The sequence below is a fragment of the Lysobacter sp. TAB13 genome, assembly GCF_052113885.1.
In the GTDB taxonomy this organism is placed as follows: domain Bacteria; phylum Pseudomonadota; class Gammaproteobacteria; order Xanthomonadales; family Xanthomonadaceae; genus Lysobacter; species Lysobacter gummosus.
Map to the genome: position 1 here is coordinate 574,723 of NZ_JBFRDR010000001.1, position 13,784 is coordinate 588,506.

The 13,784-nt window shown below is 63.2% G+C and carries 12 protein-coding genes; 5 read left to right on the top strand and 7 right to left on the bottom strand.

The window, feature by feature from the left end:
* Positions 1-211: 211 nt before the first annotated feature.
* Positions 212-2,272 carry a M13 family metallopeptidase gene (locus AB4Y92_RS02160; RefSeq protein WP_441818148.1) on the bottom strand — a complete coding sequence of 687 codons (2,061 nt, stop codon included), beginning with the start codon at positions 2,270-2,272 and terminating at the stop codon, positions 212-214.
* A gap of 358 nt (positions 2,273-2,630) precedes the next feature.
* The gene (locus AB4Y92_RS02165) at positions 2,631-4,100 is read right to left on the bottom strand and encodes a trypsin-like serine peptidase (protein WP_441818149.1); all 1,470 of its coding nucleotides are present in this window, start codon (positions 4,098-4,100) and stop codon (positions 2,631-2,633) included.
* 449 nt (positions 4,101-4,549) lie between these two features.
* On the opposite strand from AB4Y92_RS02165, the gene AB4Y92_RS02170 reads away from it, so the two are divergent.
* Complete coding sequence (locus AB4Y92_RS02170) at positions 4,550-5,392, top strand: class I SAM-dependent methyltransferase (RefSeq protein ID WP_441818150.1); 843 nt, start codon at positions 4,550-4,552, stop codon at positions 5,390-5,392.
* A gap of 41 nt (positions 5,393-5,433) precedes the next feature.
* Here AB4Y92_RS02170 and AB4Y92_RS02175 read toward each other — a convergent pair whose 3' ends face one another.
* Complete coding sequence (locus AB4Y92_RS02175) at positions 5,434-5,685, bottom strand: hypothetical protein (RefSeq protein WP_441818151.1); 252 nt, start codon at positions 5,683-5,685, stop codon at positions 5,434-5,436.
* A gap of 274 nt (positions 5,686-5,959) precedes the next feature.
* Between AB4Y92_RS02175 and AB4Y92_RS02180 the strand changes: the two genes are divergently transcribed.
* Positions 5,960-6,985, top strand: coding sequence for a VOC family protein (locus tag AB4Y92_RS02180; RefSeq protein WP_441818152.1), 1,026 nt, complete (start codon positions 5,960-5,962; stop codon positions 6,983-6,985).
* Positions 6,986-7,073: 88 nt separating this feature from the next.
* Here AB4Y92_RS02180 and AB4Y92_RS02185 read toward each other — a convergent pair whose 3' ends face one another.
* Both AB4Y92_RS02185 and AB4Y92_RS02190 read right to left on the bottom strand, forming a co-directional pair.
* Positions 7,074-8,333: a glycosyltransferase gene (locus AB4Y92_RS02185; RefSeq protein WP_441818153.1), complete on the bottom strand. Its 1,260-nt coding sequence runs from the start codon at positions 8,331-8,333 to the stop codon at positions 7,074-7,076.
* 152 nt (positions 8,334-8,485) lie between these two features.
* Positions 8,486-8,698: a hypothetical protein gene (locus AB4Y92_RS02190; RefSeq protein WP_441818154.1), complete on the bottom strand. Its 213-nt coding sequence runs from the start codon at positions 8,696-8,698 to the stop codon at positions 8,486-8,488.
* Positions 8,699-9,019: 321 nt separating this feature from the next.
* Here AB4Y92_RS02190 and AB4Y92_RS02195 point away from each other — a divergent pair, with 321 nt between their 5' ends.
* From AB4Y92_RS02195 to AB4Y92_RS02205, 3 genes are all read left to right on the top strand, one after another.
* Entirely contained in the window at positions 9,020-9,559 is a 540-nt protein-coding gene (locus tag AB4Y92_RS02195; protein WP_441818155.1) for a hypothetical protein, read from the top strand.
* A gap of 527 nt (positions 9,560-10,086) precedes the next feature.
* Positions 10,087-11,301: a S1 family peptidase gene (locus tag AB4Y92_RS02200; protein WP_441818156.1), complete on the top strand. Its 1,215-nt coding sequence runs from the start codon at positions 10,087-10,089 to the stop codon at positions 11,299-11,301.
* Between the two features lie 284 nt (positions 11,302-11,585).
* Positions 11,586-12,284, top strand: a complete 699-nt coding sequence (locus AB4Y92_RS02205) for a hypothetical protein (RefSeq protein WP_441818157.1) — start codon at positions 11,586-11,588, stop codon at positions 12,282-12,284.
* A gap of 240 nt (positions 12,285-12,524) precedes the next feature.
* On the opposite strand, the gene AB4Y92_RS02210 is transcribed toward AB4Y92_RS02205, so the two are convergent.
* Both AB4Y92_RS02210 and AB4Y92_RS02215 read right to left on the bottom strand, forming a co-directional pair.
* Positions 12,525-12,950 (bottom strand): XAC0095 family protein, encoded by a 426-nt coding sequence (locus AB4Y92_RS02210; RefSeq protein WP_441818158.1) that lies wholly within the window; start codon positions 12,948-12,950, stop codon positions 12,525-12,527.
* Positions 12,950-13,648, bottom strand: coding sequence for a DUF4435 domain-containing protein (locus AB4Y92_RS02215; protein WP_441818159.1), 699 nt, complete (start codon positions 13,646-13,648; stop codon positions 12,950-12,952). The genes AB4Y92_RS02210 and AB4Y92_RS02215 overlap by 1 nt, the downstream gene beginning before the upstream one ends.
* Positions 13,649-13,784: the final 136 nt, after the last annotated feature.

A 13,784-nucleotide genomic window follows, 5' to 3' on the forward strand; every position in this document is an offset into this window, starting at 1 on the left:
TTCGTCCGATACCGCGCGCAGGGCGTTGGCTGAATGCCGGAATCCGCCCAGTCGAACCCACGCAGGCGGCGATAAACCCCCGTAGATGTCGCGCCCGGCCCGGCCGGATATCTTGCCGCAGGCTTCGGCCGCGGCTTGAATCCCGGCGCATTCGTCAGACGCGGCCCGCACACGCGGGCCGCGTCATCGGATCGGCGTTACCGAATCCGCATCACCAGATCCGCACCCGCTGATCCGGCGCCACATACAACTTGTCGCCCGCCTTCACGTCGAACGCCTGATACCACGGGTCGAAGTTGCGCAGCGGGCCATAAGCGCGGTACTGCCCCGGCGAATGCGGGTTGGTCTTGATCAGGTTGAGCAAGGCTTCATCGCGATACTTGCTCTTCCACACCTGGCCCCACGACAGGAAAAAACGCTGATCGCCGCTCACCCCGTCGATCGCCGGTGCGGGCTTGCCGCCCAGGCTCAGCTGGTACGCGGTGTAGGCCATCGAAACACCGCCCAGGTCGCCGATGTTCTCGCCCATCGTCAGCGCGCCGTTGACGCACTGGCCCGGCAGCGGGCAGAACGCGTTGTACTGCGCGCCCAGCGCCTTGGTGCGCTGCTCGAACCCGGCGCGGTCGGCGTCGGTCCACCAGTTGCGCTGGACGCCGGCGTAGTCGGACTTGCTGCCCTGATCGTCGAAACCGTGGCCCATCTCGTGGCCGATCACCGCGCCGATGCCGCCGTAGTTCACCGCCGGGTCGGCGTTGAGATCGAAGAACGGCGCCTGCAGGATCGCGGCCGGGAATACGATCTCGTTGAAGGTCGAGTTGTAGTACGCATTGACCGTCTGCGGCGTCATGAACCACTCATCGCGATCCGGACGCGTGCCGATGCGGCGGTTCTGGTCGTCGCGGCCGTAGCGGCGCATCTGCATCACGTTGGCCATTAAGTCGCCGGGCACGATGGTCACGCTGGAGTAATCGCGCCACTTGTCCGGATAACCGACCTTGGGCCGGAACGTGGACAGCTTGCGATAGGCCTCGGCCTTGGTCGCATCGCCCATCCAGTCGATCTTCTCGATATTGCTGCGCAGCGCGGTGCGCAGATTCTCCACCAGCGCCTGCATCGCCGCCTTGGCCTGCGGCGAGAAATTCTTCTCGACGTAAAGCTTGCCCATCGCATCGCCCAGGCCGTCGGTGCCGGTGACCGCGGCCACCGCGCGCTTCCAGTCGTCGCGCTGCGCCTTCTGCCCGCCCAGCACGGTGCCGGTGAAGGCGAACGCGGCGTCGTCCATCTCGCGGCTGAGCAGCGGCGCGTTGCCGCGCACGGCGTGGAAGGTCAGGTAATCGCGCCACACCGGCAGCGGCGTGCGCGCGACCACGTCGATCACCGGCTGCACCGCGCTCGGTGTGACCACGTTGACGCGGTCCAGCACCGGCAGCCCCTGCGCCTTGGCCTGCGCGGCCCAGTCGTAACCCGGGTACTGCTTCGCCAGTTCGGCCAGGGTGGCGACGTTGTAGGTCTTGTCGCGATCGCGCAACTGCGCGCGTTCCCACTGCGGCTTGGCCAGCTCGGTCTCAAGCGCCAGCACCGCCTGCGCGCGCGCCTTCGCGTCCTTGACCCCGGCGAAGCCGAGCATGCGCTCGATATGGGCCAGATAAGCGGTGCGGATGCCGGCGAAGCGCGCATCTTGGTTGAGGTAGTAATCGCGATCCGGCAAACCCAGGCCGGCGACGCGCAGACCGACCAGATACTGGTCCGGGTCTTTGCGATCCAGCTCGACATTGAAACGCAGCGGCGCCGCGCTGTTGTCCAGATCGCTGTTGCCGAAGGCTTCGATCAATGCCGCCTTGGAGCTGATCGCGCCGATCCGATCCAGCACCGGCTGCAGCGGCGCGATCCCGGCGGCGTCGCGCGCGGCGCGGTCCATGTAGCTGGCGTAGTAGTCGCGCAGCTTCTGCGCGTCGCTGCCGCGCGCCAGATCCTTGCGCTTTTGCAGCGACTCGATCATCGCGTGCACCTGCGCCTCGGACTGATCGCGCAGCATGTTGAACGAGCCGTAGGTGGTCTCGTAGTCCTTCAACTGGTAGGTGTCGAGCCAGTGACCGTTGACATAGCGATTGAAATCGTCGCCCGGCTTAACGCTCTTGTCCTGCGCACTGAGGTCCACGCCGAAGCTGCCCAACTGCGGCTTGCCCTTGGCCGCGCTGTCGGCGCCGTGGGCGGAGGAAACGGCGAACGCGGCGGCAAGCGCCAGGCTCAGGCTCAAACGTGAAGGCTTCATGGGTGGTCCCCGGTGGAAAGGGGGGAGCCTAGCTCAGTGGGCGCGCGGGTGTCGTGGGCCGTTGGTTGGGCACAAGCCCGGGTTACCACCGAGTTGGCAAAGTCCGATGCCCTTTCGCGGCCCCCTCGCCTGTCCCGGCGGCGGTGAACCCGACCGCGCTGTGGACACCCGCCCCGAAGGCCGGGGCCACGCCGGGCATCGCGGGCGCATCGGCCAGCGAACATAAGCCCCGAACCTCTTCCGTCCTGTTGTCGATTCGGCCCCTGCGCGAAACCGACACCGCAAGCGCTACGCTCCGCGGCCGCCCGGCGCACAAGCCGCGTCTTCCCATCAGCGGCAAGACGCGGCGCGTCATGCCTTACTTACCAGGCTCAAGAGTGAAAGGAGTGAAGAATTTCCACACGTCCGACCAGACATCGCTGAGCTGCGAATAATAAGCCCGGAATTCCGGCGTCGGAGTGGTATTGTTCAAACAGACCGCCATCGGGGTAACACCGACCGCGCTGCCGCGAAACTCGTAATCGAGATTGGCGTTCACGGTGAACAAGCCCGCACCCGACGACCCCTCTTCAACGGCACCGACATCCCACTTCACCTCGGTCAGCGACGAATGCCCCTGCTTCGGCACCTTCAGCCTGGTCACTGTGCCCAGTGAATATTTCTTCCGATCTCCCTGGGGATGATGGATGGTTTCGATGTTAGTGCCGGGAGACGTCAACGCTGCGCTGTTCCAGGCGGCATAGACCGCGTCGGCCGGCGGGGCCTGCCTGAGTTCCAGCAAGGCCGTATCGTGGGCAGTGTCGGCGTGCAGCAGCTTCGCACCATTGCTGAGCGCTGCGTATTTCGTGTTGATGAAGGTGTCTTCGCTGCAGTCAGCGGCTTCCAGGAACCAGTACGTCTGCAGGGAGTCGGCCACGGCCTGAGTTTCGATGCAATGCGCAGCGCTCCAGAACAAGTGCTTCTTTGGCACGAAGAAGTTGTTGAGCAAGGTGCCGGTGCAATAGCCCGTTTTACCATCCGGCATGGTAAACACCATCCGCGCAACCGCTGAGCTTGTGGGCTTGAAGCTCTGTAAATAAACGCTCCGGCACGCGATATCGCGCTGGCACATCGCGGCTCCCTGCCCCGTTCCAAACGGCGGCAGCCGGCCCGAAGCGGCAGCCGGATCCATGTCCAGATGCGACAGCATGGGCACCTTCAAGCTCAGGCCGTCGGGCCGCTGTCCCGGCGCCAGAACGATTTCCACCGTGAGCGTATCGCCCGCCACGACCGGGGACCATGCGAGCGGCCCCTTGGCGAAATCGCTGCCGCTTTTGCCGAACACACGGCCGTCGTTGCCGGCGAAGCGCAGCGACACCGCCGCGGGATCGCCGCCGGAGCGAGCGTTGCCGCGCAGTTGCAAACCCGCACGCAGCGCCGCCGCCTTAGTCGAGGTAAGGCTGAAACGAGCGCCGCGCGAACCGTCGGCCAAGCTCTGCCAACTCAGCGAGTTCAGATCGATGTTGCTGCGCTGCACGGCGCGCCCGATACCGACTTCCAAGGTTTTTCCCAATTCGCCTTGGCGCGCGCGACGTTCGCCGAGAGCGCTCAAAACCTGCCGGGCCGGCTGCCCCAGCTCGAGGATACGGGTGACGCGCGCCTTGTCGGTGGTAGCGAAGTCGGCATCGCCGAACGCGCTAGCAGACGGCCTGGCGGTGACTGGCGCGGAGGGCATTTGCATGATGGGGGCGACGACCGGCACAGCCGGCATTTCTTCGGCGGCGACGGCGGGCGCCAGTACGGTCAAGCCGGCCAGCAACGCCAAAGACAGCGGATTCTTGCGATTCATTAGTGGGCAACTCCTTGAGCGCGGCCGCAGACCGGACATCCCCCTATCCGGCCCACGACCTTGTCGGTGCGATACGACGGGGACTCATGCACAAACGCGCTCGTTCGCAATCGCCCTACCCCATGTGTGCAGTTCTGGTGGATTGGCGAAACACCAATGTCCGAAAGCGTGAAATCAACTGCAAATGCCGCCGATTCACGAGCATCGAATACGGGTTGGGAGTAGAGCGCGCAGATTCGTCCACTGATGCGCACGACCTCACTGGCGCTCCACACGCCGTGTCCGCGAACGCAAAGCGGCACCCGACTCGGCGGCCCCCGTCGAATACGCACCGCATCCCATCGCACGAAGCGCCGTGGCCGAACGCATCGCTGGAACTGTCGGATCTTCGCCACGAAAGATCCGCTGCCCCTTTAAACTCTCCCAATTCCACTGCCAAGCAAGCCCACATGCCGCATTACTCAGGCCCCCTGCTCACCCGCCCCGCCGCCGAACAACTGCGGGCGGCGCGCGACGCCGGAGCGCCGGCGTGGACCGGCTCGCTGGATCTGGGCCGATCGAGCGGCGAAGCGCGGCTGCAGGCCGATGTCTGGCAATGGCGCGAGCGCGAGTATCCGTATCCGCCCGTGCTCAAGGACCGCACGATCTATTACTGGGACGGCGAGGACTTCGCGCCGGTGTCGCGCTTCTCCGGTTCGCTGATCAAGCTGGTGCCGACCGAATGGGGCGCGCCCACCTTCGAGATCGACGGCATCAAGATGCTGCCGACGATGAAGGCCTCGCCGCTGGAAGACGCGCGAGCCAAGGTGGCGCTGATCGAGCCGCGCGGCAAGCGGGTACTCGATACCTGCGGCGGGCTGGGGTATTTCGCCGCGTGCTGCCTGGAAGCGGGCGCGACCGGCATCCAGTCGTTCGAGAAGAACGAAGACGTGCTGTGGCTGCGCACGCTCAATCCGTGGTCGCCCGATCCCGACGCCGACACCAGCGGCGGCCGTCTGCGCCTGACGCATGCCGACGTGTCGCAGGCGATCACGCAGATCGCCGACAACTCGGTGGACGCCCTGCTCCACGACCCGCCGCGATTCGGCATCGCCGGCGAGTTGTATTCGCAGGCGTTCTACGATCAGCTGGCGCGCGTGCTGCGCCGCGGCGGACGCATGTTCCACTACACCGGCAGCCCGAACAAACTCACCAGCGGCCGCGATGTGCCGCGCGAAGTGGCCAAGCGCCTGGAAAAGGCCGGGTTCAAGGCGCAGCTGGCGCTGGACGGCGTGTTGGCGATCCGGCGGTGAAGGTTCCAGGCGATCTGGCTGGGTCAGCCCGCCCCCCCGGATCACGGCACCTCGCATTTCCAGATCGAATCGGCCAGCCACAGATTCGCGCGGGTGATGTGGTTGTAGATCTCTTCCACCGGCGTCCCGCCTTGCGCGGTGCATTTGCCGACCGCATCGGCGCGCGCGTCGCTCAGGGCGATGCCGGGGTCGTAACTCTGGCCGTGACCGCTGACGGTGATAACGCCGGCCAGGGCCCCGCCCGAGACCGGCAACAGCAACGCTAAAGCGATGACGACGCAATGCCTCCTCATGTTCGCGCTCCCGAGGGTGAGTCCGGGGGCATTCGAGCATGCGCCGGGGAGGCGACCGTGAAAAACGAGTAAGCGGACCGTAAACAGATTGGCTATCCCGGCCTCAGCGAAGCGCAGAGGCCCGTTCACCGAAGCGGGACCATCCCCCCGCCCGCCGCGGCCGCGTCGAGCAAAATCATCCATCCATGTCCGCCACCGGCCGTTTGTGCTCGCCTGCGCCCCGCGCGTCCTCGCATGCTGCGCGGCAATCGCACCGTGGCCACTAGGAGTCGGAATGAGGTTCCAGCGCAGCAAACGCATCGCCGGCAGGTTCGTCCTGCTGTCCGCCCTGATCCTGGGCGTCGCCCCGTCCGCCGTCGGCGCGGCCGCACCGCCCGAACACAGCAACGAGATCGACCACGCCCTGCTGTGGGGACGCGACATCGACCAGATCAGTGCGGTCATGGCGGTGAAACTCGGGTTCCAGGTCCGCCCCGGACGCAACCCCGACGGCGTCGCCAACCGCTATGTGCGCATGGCCGATCGCAGCTACATGGAGTTGTTCGGCATCGCCCGCGCCGACGCCGCGATGGACCCGGGCATGAAGGCCGACCAGGCTTCGCTACGCGGCGGAGCGGGCGCCCGCACCTTCGGCCTGCGCTCGACCGTGCTCGAACAGGCGCATGCATTCCTGCAACAACAATCCTTCGCGCCCACGCCGATCTTCACCGCCGCGCTCAACGACCCGGACGGCGACGGCCCGTCGGCGCCGCCGCGCTGGCGCCTGTTCGCCTTCGAACATGCACCGCTGTCGAGCAACCTGTTCTTCATCGACTACGCCACGCTCAAGACCACGCCAGCGCGCGTGTCCGAGCACAAGATCGCGCCGCAGCACCCCAACAGCGCGCAAGCCTTGACGTCGATCTGGCTGCTGTCCGCCGACGCCGACGCCGACCGCAAACAATTCGAGCGGCTCGGGATTGCCGGCGCGAAGCCCATTCGCTTCCCGCAGATCGCCGCCCAAGGTTACTGCGTACCGGTGAACGGCAAACGCCTGCTGGCGCTGCAACCCGACGGCCCGGGCATCGCCGCCGACGCCCTGCGCGAAGGCGGCCCGCAGCTGCTGGGACTCAGCATCGGCGTGGCCGATCTCGACATCGCAAAGCGACAGGTCGAACGCGGGTACGAAACCCAGCTCAGCGGTTATCGCGGCGCCTTGGGCGAAGCGTTTCTGGCGCCGACCCAGAGCGATCTGGGATTGCTGATCGAGTTTCATGCTTCGTCGAAAGCCGCGGCGGCCTGCGGCGGCAGTGTCGATTGACGGCGCGGACTGAGTCGCCGTAATCCGCCGACTCAGTCCGAACCTTGCCGACACCGCCCCAATTCGTTTGGGGCGGTGCCTCTTGCCGTTACCCGCCGCGCGGTCCCTGCCCGAACGCATCGACCAACAACTTCGCCGCCACTTCCGCGCCGTCGCTGCGGATCATGCCCGCGACCGCGCTGGCGCGTGCGCGAACCCCGCTGCTCAACACCGTATCGAGCGCGGCCGAAAATGACTCCAAACTCGGATTCGGCCCGGCGTGCGCGACGCCGATGCCCAGGTCGGCGACGCGGCCGGCCCAGTACGGTTGATCGGCGATCTGCGGCACCACCACCTGCGGCGTACCCGAGCGCGCGGCGGTCGTGGTCGTGCCGGCACCGCCGTGATGCACGACGACGGCGACGCGGCGGAACAAGGCCTGCTGGTTGACCTCGCCGACGACGAAGCAATCCGCGCGATCGTCGCTCAACGCCAACTCGGCCCAGCCTTGCGAGAGCAATACGCGCCGGCCCTGCGCACGGATCGCTTCGATGACCACGCGCGCCGACTCCTTCAACCCTTGCATCGGCATGCTGCCGAAGCCGACATACACCGGCGGCGCGCCGGCATCGAGGAACGCGAGCAGTTCGTCCGGCAGCGGACGTTCGTCGGGCAGGATCCACGCGCCGGTCTGCACGACATCGCGCAGGCTGGTCGGCGGCCACGGACACAGCGTCGGGTCCGAGGCCAGCCATGGGCGATCGGTCAGGACGTGATCGCGCACGTTGTCCACCGGCGGCAAGCCGACCGACGCGCGCAGATGGTTGACGCCGGCGCCGAACAAGGCGTTCTTGGCCTGGATGTCGTACTCCCACAACAGCTTGTTGTCGCTTACGTCCGCCGGCAGCGGATGGCCCGGGTATTCGTAAGGCCGCTGGTGCGAGGACGGCAGGAACAGCGGGCAATAGGCCGCATACACATAGCCGATACCCATGCGCTCGGCCACCGAGCGCGCGGCGGCGGTCGACGGAAACAGCCCCGCCGCGACGATGGCGTCGCAATCTTGCGCGGCCGCGGAGATCGCATCGTACTGCGCGGCGACGATCCGGGCCGCGTGCGTGGCGATCGTCGTGCCCTTGCTTCCGGGCGGTTCCGCCGCCTGCCGCTTCAGCGCCTCGCCGACCCACTCGCGCACCGAAGAGAACGCCGGCGCCAGCGGCACCCCGGCGCGTTCCAGCAAGTCCGCGAATTCCTGATCCGGCGGCGCGCACACCCGCACCTGCGCCCCGAGCGCCTGCAACTGCGCCCCCAGACCCGCCATCGGCTCGACATCTCCGCGCGACCCGTACGTCGATAACAAAATCCGCATTTCGCTGCTCCCAATCCGCCGGTTTCGGCGTAGGGCGCGGATTGTGTTGCACGCCAAGGGTCTTGCCGCAAGCCCCCCGGCGCGCTATAAATTGATTGTGGGAACAGGGCCGAACGCGGCCGATTCAGTCGAACCCACCCCCGATCGCCTCTTTAATCGTCCGGCTGCGAGTCCTCGCCCGGCAACGGCTGATGCCCTTTCCCCGGCGGCAAGTCCGCATTCTGAACGTGCTTGCGCTTGGCCTTCGCGTCGTCGGAGGAAGGATTCTCGCCCGGCAGCGGCTGATGCCCCTGCCCGCCCGGCGGCCCGTCCCCGTTCCCTTGTCGCTGCGGCTTCGGCCCGGCCTGCTTCGTGTCGTTGCCCATCTGAGTCGTCCTCGTAAGACGTCGGCTCCGGCTGGATCCGGCGATGGTTCACGCTGAGGGCTGGGCGGTTAATAGCGGGTCTAGTCGCGGTGGGCTGCTCTTCACGGGTAGCGAACATAGGCTCGGGGTTCGCGGCGAGTCACATCGCGTCGCATGCGGAAGCACACATCGTCCTCATTCAAGCGTGCGCGGCTAGCGGGCTGTCTTGACCGGTCAGGCGTCGATGCCGATGCTCTCGAAAAAGCTACATGTCAGGAGCGAAGGCAAGAGCGCATCGCCGTGTTTGCCCGCGCTGTCCAAGGATCTTGAAGGGAGCTTTGCTTGCAGAAGATTCTCGCCACTCTCGCACTCGCCCTCACCTTGCAAGCATGCAATACGGTCGGCCCCAGACAATGCACCCTGCCGCCAACTGCAGTGACGAAGCCCACCGTCTCGCTTGTTGATCCGATAACGATCGAAAACTTGCTGCGCTGGCCGTTAGATGGCGCTGCCGGCAGGGACAAAGTTGTCGCGGCGCTTAGTCGGTTGTTCGAAATGAAACCGCTGCGCGCTTCGCAGTCTTCCGGAGAAGGTCCGGTACGACTTGTGGATGGCCACGTACTGAGCTTCGCACACGTGCGAAATCTGTCCGGCGACATTGACATCGGCATCGACGCGAAATCATGCATCGACCCCGATTGGGCCGCTGCCGTTACCGGCGCCATGTTGAACTCCGTGGATCAAGACACTCATGGCGTAGATCGCGGAAAACAGTACGACGTTACCGGCAACGCAATGGCATTGCGCATCAACACGACGCCCGTAACTTATCGCTGCGTCACCGCGATCCACATCTATCCTCTACCGACGGAACGGCCGTGAATGCAAGGCTCGACTCCGGCAACGCTCATCGGATGAATAAAAGCGCGCAACTTGAATCGACGCCAAAACGGGATCAGCAGTAGATATCGGTATCTCCGCGCAACACCTGAGTCACTGCCCGTTCGCCGAGTGTAAAGACAGTCGCGAAGATTCCAGGCGCTAAAAAATCCGAGCGATCCAAGCCAAGCCGCTCCGACACGATAACGTGTCTACGTCACAGCGGTTCATGTTCCCAAACATGATCGGAGCGCGCCCACACCGCGGTAAATGAACACAACGCCCCGCACACGCCTCATTCGGCAAACAACGAGTGCAAAAAAGCGTGCGCCAAACCCCGCTTTTTGCGCGTTTTCCAGAACCACCGATAACGTCTCACTTTCCGCGTAGGGGTGCGGCGATGAGGGCCCGTTCTAGTCAATGCGGCCCGACTGAGCGTTTAGACATTCCACTGCACACATCCGCGACTTGCCCCAGACCCGCCGCAACTTCTGTTCGCATCCCTCTCTTTGCTTAAGGAGCTTTTGGATATGCGTAAGTTCAGTATGTCGGTTCTCGCTGCCACCGTAGCCATGACCGTATCCGGCGCGGCCTTCGCCGCCGACGATCTCTCCCCCGCGTTGAAGACGGCTATGCAGCGCGATCTGGGCCTGTCCAGCACGCAGCTGAGCCAGTACCTCAAGGTCGAACGTCTGGCCGAGCAGCAAGAAAAAACCGTGCAGGCGCAGTTGGGCCGCAACTTCGCCGGCGCGTGGGTCGAGCGCAAGGCCGATGGTTCCTTCGGCTTCGTCGCGGCCAGCACGTCGATCAAGAACGCCAAGGCCGTCGCCGGCGTCGAAACGCGTCAGGCGCGTCACAGCCTCGCCGCGCTCAACTCGGCGAAGGGACAACTCGACAGCCTGCTCGCGCGCAGCGCCAAGGTGCCCAAGGGCGTGTACAGCTGGACGGTCGATCTGCCCAGCAACAGCGTGGTCGTCGGCGTTGCGCCGGGCGCGGAAGAAGCCGGTGTCGATTTCGTCGCCCGCAGCGGGCTCGATGCGCGCGTTGTGCGCTTCGAAACCTTGAATGAAGCGCCGCAGCGCCGCATCGCCGTGCAAGGCGGCCGCGGCATGCTGCGCGATCCCGGCGACGGCTATCTGTATGCCTGCTCGGTCGGCTTCACCGTGACCAAGGGCAGCACGCCGGGCTACGCCACCGCCGGCCATTGCGGCACCGCGGGCGAGATCGTTTATCAGGAAGTCTCGCAGTGGAACCCGGGCGTCCGCGTCGGCACGTTCTCGGCTTCGACCATGCCCAGCGGCAACCAGACCGGCCCGGATCGCGGTTGGGTCAAGGTCGATACCACGCACACGCTGTCGCCCAGCGTCTACGGCTACGGCAACGGCGATGTCACCGTGCGCGGCAGCACCGAAGCCGCCGTCGGCGCCGCGCTGTGCCGTTCCGGCCGCACCAGCGGCTGGCATTGCGGCGCGATTCGCAGCAAGAACAACACCGTGTCGTACGTGGACGACGCGGGCAATCCGGACGGCACCGTCACCGGCCTGACCCGCACCAGCGCCTGCGCCGAAGGCGGCGATTCCGGCGGTTCGTTCATCACCGGCGCCGGCCAGGCGCAGGGCGTGCTCTCCGGCGGCAGCGGCAGCTGCTCGGGCAGCCAGGGCAACAACGGCGGCGGCAACAGCTACTACACGCCGATCAACTCGATCCTGAGCGCGTATGCGTTGACGTTGCGTACCAGCCCGTAATTCATCGTTGACGAAGTGCGAGTCGAGCGCCCCGGGTTCCGGGGCGCTTTTTTTTCTTATCGCAGGCTACTGACTGCGAGAGTAGCGAGGGTCTTGTCCTCGCCTGACGCCCCGGACTTTTCGGAGGTGTCCACTAAGCTTCCTCCACATCAAGCCACAGTCAATTACACAACAAGGCACATATCGTCCCTCCCAAAAGAAACGTGCTGCGCGAGTCGTCTTGACCAACCGCACGTCGATACAGATGCTGTCTTCGCGGTGGCCCGCGCCAAGAGGCGGATAACGTGAATCTCAAACATCTGATCGCAGTAGTTGCCGTTGTCGCATCAAGCTTGGTTGCTTGTCAGAAGGGAGCAACTGCGGCAGACAATGCCGACAAGCACAAGTCCGACAGCGAACACGCCACACTGACATCATCGAGCGACATGCTCGCCGCAGCCGAGCTGTTTGCGAGCGACAAAGGCCGGCGTTGGGATGCATACAGTTCGCTACCGCAGATCAAATGGATCGACGCGTCGCGAAAGCAGTACGGCTCTGGCCGCTATTCGCGCGCCGGAAAAATTCTTCTGGTTGGGTTTTCGGTCAAAGACATCCCCAACGGCAGGCCCGGACTGGACTTCGAAGTCATCAGGCGTAATGAGGGTAAGTCCACGCTCTCCATTAGTGGCTCACAGAGTGAAGTGGACTCTATTTCGATCAGCAAGCCCCTCTACTCCGACAACTATCTGAGCATCCTCAAACAGCAGTTCGGAGCCAAGGCATTGATCTCGACGATCGCCGAAAAATGTTCCGCAGGCGAATTTGAGGAAGGCGCTGGCGAAGGTGCGTTCTTCGCTGTGTCGCTCACCGGCCAAGGCACCATCTACGTGCAGGCCAGTCAGGAAGAGGGTGGCAAGTACACCGCGGGCTACACCGTATTCAAGCTGACCCGAAACCGACCTTCGGAAGTCATCGCCGAGTTGAACTGCAAGCGCACATCCTAGCCAGTACCGTCACACAAGAGGCATGGCATCAGACGCAGTCTTTTAACAAGTAGCGCGAATGGCAGTTAACGCGGGATGCGGGATGGTCTATACCTGATGATCTGAGTCGTGCGCCGAGGCAATGAAGGCCATGCGCGCGGCATCTGCTGGTCAGTCACGAAAGTGCACGCCTTCAAAGCGCATACCCTCCAAGACAAGCCCAGCTGCGTTACGCGAATAAGAAGGCGAAACGCTGCTTCGCTACGATGCGACCGGATCGACAGCTTCTGCGACCCGGTCCATGTGATCAGCCAAACGATCGAAGCAGTGAGCCAGCGCTTGCGCCGAGAGATAGACGACATCAGGACCCGCCTCGCTCTGTGGCTCAGTGAGCTGTGCAAATAGGCGCAGGTGGTCGCGGGTTTGAATTAGGGCCAAGTAGGCGGTGGCAGGGAGAAGGTAGGTAAGAGGAAGGGGCGTGGAGCAGCGGCATCCGTCTCGCATAACGTTCCAACTTTCGAGATAGGCGTCAAATCTAACCATAAGCACTTTATATTCAAAATCCGAATAAAGACTAAAATCTGATTTATTTGCGCGCACCACCATCACAAAAAAATACTCGACAGCGTCACTTGGCCACCACCTCGAGAACGAAGTCAAATAAATTATATACGCCCAACACAACATTAAGAAATAATCGTAGAAAGCAACCTAAAATCATCAATATTGCATCGTTTAGCCACGCGAAGCTTGAAACTTGCCGAGCTGGGGGTAAATGCAAAAATACTTTGGAGTCTTCTCTTTAAGAGAGGAAGCACTAGGCTCTTTCCAGAACAAAAAAACAGCGTCATTTCATGATCACCAATTGAATGCATAGCTTTAATTCGCGCAAAATCAGCCGCAAAGGTGCCCGCGCCACACTTAGTATCCGTACACAACTCAAAGTCACTAATCTTCTGCGATACTTTATGCCCATCGACCAGTCCGGTGTGGCAACTCGACAGCTCTGAAAGCGGGATATTAACGGTGGCGATACCGCACTTTCGCTGAGATGCGACACCACTAGCCACAACGAACTTCGACAAATGGCAGGCTATGTCCGCAATCCACTGAGGGAAATCGAGACCCTTACGGATAGATTCCTTATCCATAGAGAAAATTTCCTCGTCAAGAACTGAAACAACAGCGTCCTCATCGACCAGATAATTTTCAATACAGTACCGACTCAACCGAAACAAGCGAATTAAAGCTGGCCCAGGAACATTAAGAAGCACATCATAATCACCATCAACGATGTATACGCATCGCCTTTTCCTGTGCCCCTGATCTGCAGCACACTGAGCAAGCACTTTTGATTTGCTCCCAATGGGAAATATTTGCGCCAAAGCGACCTCCCCCCCCCCAAGGCACGCTGAATTATCTCCATGTATATTTTTTTTGATTCAACAGCCGTATCTTCAATAAAAACATCGACGTCATTAAATGACGTAAAGAAGACATGCTTTGCGTATTTAGCTGCCG

Bases quoted from the DNA above. Each gene is read 5' to 3' on its own strand.
- AB4Y92_RS02180 (WP_441818152.1), top strand. From the start codon at position 5,960: ATGAGGTTCCAGCGCAGCAAACGCATCGCCGGCAGGTTCGTCCTGCTG.
- AB4Y92_RS02200 (WP_441818156.1), top strand. From the start codon at position 10,087: ATGCGTAAGTTCAGTATGTCGGTTCTCGCTGCCACCGTAGCCATGACC.
- AB4Y92_RS02170 (WP_441818150.1), top strand. From the start codon at position 4,550: ATGCCGCATTACTCAGGCCCCCTGCTCACCCGCCCCGCCGCCGAACAA.
- AB4Y92_RS02175 (WP_441818151.1), bottom strand. From the start codon at position 5,685: ATGAGGAGGCATTGCGTCGTCATCGCTTTAGCGTTGCTGTTGCCGGTC.
- AB4Y92_RS02160 (WP_441818148.1), bottom strand. From the start codon at position 2,272: ATGAAGCCTTCACGTTTGAGCCTGAGCCTGGCGCTTGCCGCCGCGTTC.
- AB4Y92_RS02190 (WP_441818154.1), bottom strand. From the start codon at position 8,698: ATGGGCAACGACACGAAGCAGGCCGGGCCGAAGCCGCAGCGACAAGGG.
- AB4Y92_RS02165 (WP_441818149.1), bottom strand. From the start codon at position 4,100: ATGAATCGCAAGAATCCGCTGTCTTTGGCGTTGCTGGCCGGCTTGACC.
- AB4Y92_RS02210 (WP_441818158.1), bottom strand. From the start codon at position 12,950: ATGTTGTGTTGGGCGTATATAATTTATTTGACTTCGTTCTCGAGGTGG.
- AB4Y92_RS02185 (WP_441818153.1), bottom strand. From the start codon at position 8,333: ATGCGGATTTTGTTATCGACGTACGGGTCGCGCGGAGATGTCGAGCCG.